Annotated in this window: 3 protein-coding genes; all 3 read right to left on the bottom strand. The window is 67.8% G+C overall.

Annotation, left to right across the window (positions count from 1 at the left end):
* On the bottom strand, positions 1-750 hold a 750-nt coding region (locus AC1DOC_RS18360), incomplete at its 3' end, for a preprotein translocase subunit SecD (RefSeq protein ID WP_478130223.1).
* A 101-nt stretch (positions 751-851) separates the two neighbouring features.
* Positions 852-1,187, bottom strand: a complete 336-nt coding sequence (yajC, locus tag AC1DOC_RS18355; protein ID WP_018905224.1) for a preprotein translocase subunit YajC — start codon at positions 1,185-1,187, stop codon at positions 852-854.
* 272 nt (positions 1,188-1,459) lie between these two features.
* Positions 1,460-5,068, bottom strand: coding sequence for an indolepyruvate ferredoxin oxidoreductase family protein (locus tag AC1DOC_RS18350; protein ID WP_478130222.1), 3,609 nt, complete (start codon positions 5,066-5,068; stop codon positions 1,460-1,462).
* Positions 5,069-5,186 lie beyond the last annotated feature (118 nt).

Below are 5,186 nucleotides of genomic sequence, written 5' to 3'. Positions count from 1 at the left end.
CACGCCGAGTTCGTTGATCCGGTTGTGCAGCGTGGTGATGTTCTGCTTGAGCGCCGCGTCCTGCAGCCGGCGCGCGGCTTCGGGCTTGATGGTGGCCACCAGGCGCCAGTTGCTGCCGTCCTGGCTGTCGGTGGTGGCGAGGTCCTGGAACTGATCCTGGATCAGGCGCTTGGCCGCTTCGAGCGCGGCCGCGTCGCGGAACGAGACCTCGATGGCCTGGCCGTTGCGGTTCACCGAGGTGCCGCGGATGCCCTTGTCGCGGAAGGTGGTGCGCAGGTCGCTCGCGAAGGATTCGGCCTTCTTGTCGATGGCGCCCTTCATGTCGACCTGCAGCAGGAAGTCGACGCCGCCGCGCAGGTCCAGGCCCAGGTACATCGGGAACGCATGCAGCGCCGTGAGCCAGGCCGGCGAGCGCGAGACCAGGTTCAGCGCCACCACGTAGGGCGGATCGGCCGGATCGGGCACCAGCGTGCGCTGCAGCGTGTCGCGCGCCTTGAGCTGCTCGTCGGGCGTGGCGAAGCGCGCGCGCAGCGAGCCGCCCTCGAGCGTGAGCAGGTCGGGCGCGAGCCCGGCTGCCTTGAGCGCCTCCTCGACCCGGCTCTGGGTGGCCGCGTCGACCTTGACGGTGGACTTGGCCGCGGACACCTGCACGGCAGGCGCCTCGCCGAAGAAGTTCGGCAGGGAATAGATCAACCCCACAAGCAGCACGATCACGATGATCGCGTACTTCCAGACCGGATAACGGTTCATGAGCGGGCGCTTTTCACAAACTTATTAAAGATGGGACACAGGCGTGACTTGAGGCCATGCGCCGCAAAGCGCAAGGCCGAGCCGCGCGTTGATTGCTGGGCTTACTGCTTGACAGCGCCCTTGGGCAGGACCTGGACCACAGCGCTGCGCTGGATCTTGATCTCCACGCCATTGGCGATTTCGAGGCCGAGGTACTGGTCGCCGAGCGAGGTGATCTTGCCGAGCACGCCGCCGGCCGTGGCCACTTCATCGCCCTTGGCCAGCGCTTCGATCATGGCGCGGGCTTCCTTCTGGCGCTTCATTTGCGGACGGATCATCACGAAATACAGCACCACGAACATCAGCACCAGGGGCAGCATGCTGCCCAGCGAGGACAGCATGTCGCCGCCGCCGGAAGCTGCGGGTGCGGTTTGGGCGAAAGCAGAGGAAATGAACAAGAGAGTCTCCAGCAGAGAGAAGAGAGAAATGTCAGAAGCGCGGATCGGGCCCGCGGTTCCGCGGCCCCGTGGAAAAGGCCGCGAGTCAGAGCTTGGGGCGGCGTCGGCCGCGCGCAGCAGCGGGCATTGTATTCGTGGCAATGCCCCGCTCCGCGCGCTTATCCGGCGCGCGGGGCAGGGCTTTCCATGGGCTGCGGCTGCGCGTCTTTTGCTAGCTTTTCAGGAGCAAGCGCGCGGTGCGGCCGGCGGTGCCGGGCCGGCCTCCGGAAAAATCACGCGGCGGCGCGCTGCGCCTCTTGCGGGTTGCGCCACTTGGCGAGCAGCTCGCTCCAGCGGCTGCGGGCCGCGGCAAGGTTGCGCTCTTTCACATGGCCGTAGCCGCGGATCTGCTCGGGCAGGCTTGCGATCTCCAGCGCCAGCGCATGGTTCTCGGCGCGAAGGCCAGCAATCACTTCCTCGATGCTCGCGCGGTACTCGCCGATGAGCGCGCGCTCGGTCCTGCGCTCCTCGGTGCGCCCGAAGATGTCCAGCGCCGTGCCGCGCAGGCCCTTGAGCCGGGCCAGCAGCCGGAAGCCGGAGAGCATCCAGGGGCCGAACTTCTGCTTCTGCAGCTGGCCCTTGGCGTTCTTCCTGGCAATGATGGGCGGCGCGAGGTGGTAGTTGAGCTTGAAATCCTTGCCCATCTCGCCCTCGAACATGCCCTCGACGCGGGCGAGGAAGCTGCGGTCGGTGTGCAGCCGCGCCACCTCGTACTCGTCCTTGTAGGCCATGAGCTTGAACAGGTAGCGCGCCACCGTCTCGGCCAGCGCGCTCTTGCCGAGCGCCGATTCGGCCTGCCGGACCTTGTCCACGAACTGCCGGTATTCCTCGGCATAGGCCGCGTTCTGGTAGCCCGCGAGGAATTCGACGCGGCGCGCCACCAGGCTTTCGACGGTTTCGCGCTTCTTGAACTCGATCACCTGGCCCGGGCGCAGGCGCTTTTGCAGCTCGTCCGGACGGACGGCCGCCTGGCGGCCCCAGGCGAAGGCGGCCTTGTTGTTCTCGACCGCCACCGCGTTGAGCTCGATGGCGCGCAGCAGCGACTCGAGCGCCAGCGGGATCCAGCCCTTTTGCCAGGCAAAGCCCAGCAGCATCGGGTTGGCATAGAGGCTGTCGCCCATCAGCGTGGTGGCGGCGGCATCGGCGTCGAAGGTGCCGAGCGCATCGGCGCCGATGGCGCGCGCGATCTGGCTGGCGCAGTCGTCCTGCGGGTTCACCCAGTTGGCGTTGCGCACGAAGGCGGCGGTGGGCGTGCTGTGCGTGTTGAGCGCCACGTGCGTGCGCCCCTCGCGCATGCGCGCCAGGGTTTCGGCGTTGACGGCCACCAGCGGATCGGCCGCCAGGATGAGGTCGGCCGCGGCGGTGCCCACGCGCGTGGTGCGGATCGCGTCCTGCGACTGGCCGATCAGCGCATGGCTCCAGGTGGCGCCGCCCTTTTGCGCGAGGCCGGCCGCGTCCTGCGTGACGATGCCCTTGCCCTCGATGTGCGCCGCCATGCCGAGCAGCTGGCCGATGGTGATGACGCCCGTGCCGCCGACGCCGGCCACCACGATGCCCCACACCTGGTCCTGCGCCAGCACCGGCACGGCCGGATCGGGCAGCGGACCGAGTGCGAGCGGCGAGTCGGCCTTGTCCCTGGCCTTCTTCTTGAGCTGGCCGCCCTCGACCGTGACGAAGCTCGGGCAGAAGCCCTTCAGGCAGCTCATGTCCTTGTTGCAGCTGCTCTGGTTGATGGTGCGCTTGCGGCCGAACTCGGTTTCCAGCGGCTCGACCGACAGGCAGTTGCTCTGCACGCTGCAGTCGCCGCAGCCTTCGCAGACCAGCTCGTTGATGACCACGCGCTTGGCCGGATCGACGGCCGTGCCCCGCTTGCGGCGGCGGCGCTTCTCGGTGGCGCAGGTCTGGTCGTAGATGATGGCGGTGGTGCCGGCGATCTCGCGGAATTCGCGCTGGACCTCGTCGAGCAGGTCGCGGTGCTTGACCGCCACGTGGTCGCCCGGGATGTTCACGCCCTCGTACTTCTCGGGCTCGTCGGTCACGATGACGACCTTCTTGGCGCCCTCGGCATGCAGGCTCTCCGCGATCTGCAGCACCGAGTGGCCCTCGGGCCGCTCGCCGACCTGCTGGCCGCCGGTCATGGCCACGGCGTCGTTGTAGAGGATCTTGTAGGTGATGTTCACGCCCGCGGCGATGCTCTGGCGGATGGCGAGCAGGCCGCTGTGGAAGTAGGTGCCGTCGCCCAGGTTCGCGAAGATGTGCTGGTCGGTCGTGAAGGGCTGCTGGCCGACCCACGGCACGCCCTCGCCGCCCATCTGCGTGAAGCCGATGGTGGAGCGGTCCATCCAGGTGGCCATGAAGTGGCAGCCGATGCCGCCCATCGCGCGCGAGCCCTCGGGCACCACGGTGCTGGTGTTGTGCGGGCAGCCCGAGCAGAACCAGGGCTGGCGGTCGGCACCCTGCACGCCGCCCACCTTGAGCACTTCCATCGAGCGCTCCTTGGCTTCGAGGATGGCCATCTGCGCGTCGATGCGCGCGCGCATGTCGGCGCCGGCCTGCTCCAGGATGCCGAGCTTGTGCAGGCGCTGCGCAATCGCCTTGGCGATCAGCGCCGGGTTCAGGTCGGCGTTGGCGCGCAGCAGCGTGTTGGCGGTGGGGTYGGGCATGGCCCATTCGCCGCCGGAGAAATCGCCGTCGAGCTCGTTGAACTTGCCGAGCACGGTGGGACGCACGTCGGCGCGCCAGTTGTAGAGCTCTTCCTTCAGCTGGTATTCGATGACCTGGCGCTTTTCCTCGACCACCAGGATCTCCTGCAGGCCGGTGGCGAAGTCGCGCGTGAGCTGCGCCTCCAGCGGCCACACCACGCCCACCTTGTGCAGCCGGATGCCCAGCTGGCGGCAGGTGGCGTCGTCCAGGCCCAGGTCGATCAGCGCCTGGCGCGTGTCGTTGTAGGCCTTGCCGCTGGCCATGATGCCGAAGCGGTCGTTCGGGCCCTCGATCACGTTGTGGTTCAGGCGGTTGGCGCGGATGTAGGCGAGCGCGGCGTACCACTTGTAGTGCATGAGCCGCGCCTCCTGCTCGAGCGCGTGGTCGGGCCAGCGGATGTGCAGGCCGCCGGGCGGCATCTGGAAATCGGTGGGGATGACGATCTCGACGCGGTCCGGGTCGATCATGGCGGTGGCGCTCGACTCGACGATTTCCTGGATCGTCTTCATGCCCGACCAGATGCCCGAGAAGCGGCTCATCGCAAAGGCGTGGATGCCCAGGTCCAGGATTTCCTGCACGTTGGCCGGAAAGAACACCGGCGTGCCGCAGGCCTTGAAGATGTGGTCGCTCTGGTGCGCGGCCGTGCTGCTCTTGGAGATGTGGTCGTCGCCCGCCACCGCGATCACGCCGCCCCACTCGGTGGTGCCTGCCATGTTGGCATGCTTGAAGACGTCGGAGCAGCGGTCCACGCCCGGGCCCTTGCCATACCAGATGCCGAAGACGCCGTCGAACCGGTTGGTGCCCGCGGGCGAGAAGCCCAGCTGCTGGGTGCCCCAGAGCGCGGTGGCGGCGAGCTCTTCGTTCACGCCGGGCTGGAAGACGATGTTCTGTTCCTTCAGGAACTTGCTGGCCTTCCACAGCGCCTGGTCGTAGCCGCCGAGCGGGGAGCCGCGGTAGCCGCTGATGAAGCCCGCGGTGTTCTTGCCCGCCTGCTTGTCGCGCAGGCGCTGCAGCATCGGCAGCTTGACCAGCGCCTGGACGCCGCTCATGAAGGCACGGCCGTAGTCGAGGCTGTATTTGTCGTCGAGCGTGACGGTTTCCAGCGCGCGGCGAATGTGCTCGGGCAGCGGTGCGTTCATGTTTGTCTGTCTCCGTGTGGCAGGGCCTCGTGGGCCTGGCTGATGGGTGTGGGTCTGTGCCCGGATAGGGCGCGAGCCCATGATCACGCAAAGTGTATGCCGGGGTGCGCGACAGGTG

The organism is Variovorax sp. 01T439_2 (genome assembly GCF_056398445.1).
The sequence above is the reverse complement of the archived record's forward strand: the minus strand, read 5'-3'. Positions and strand labels throughout refer to the sequence as shown.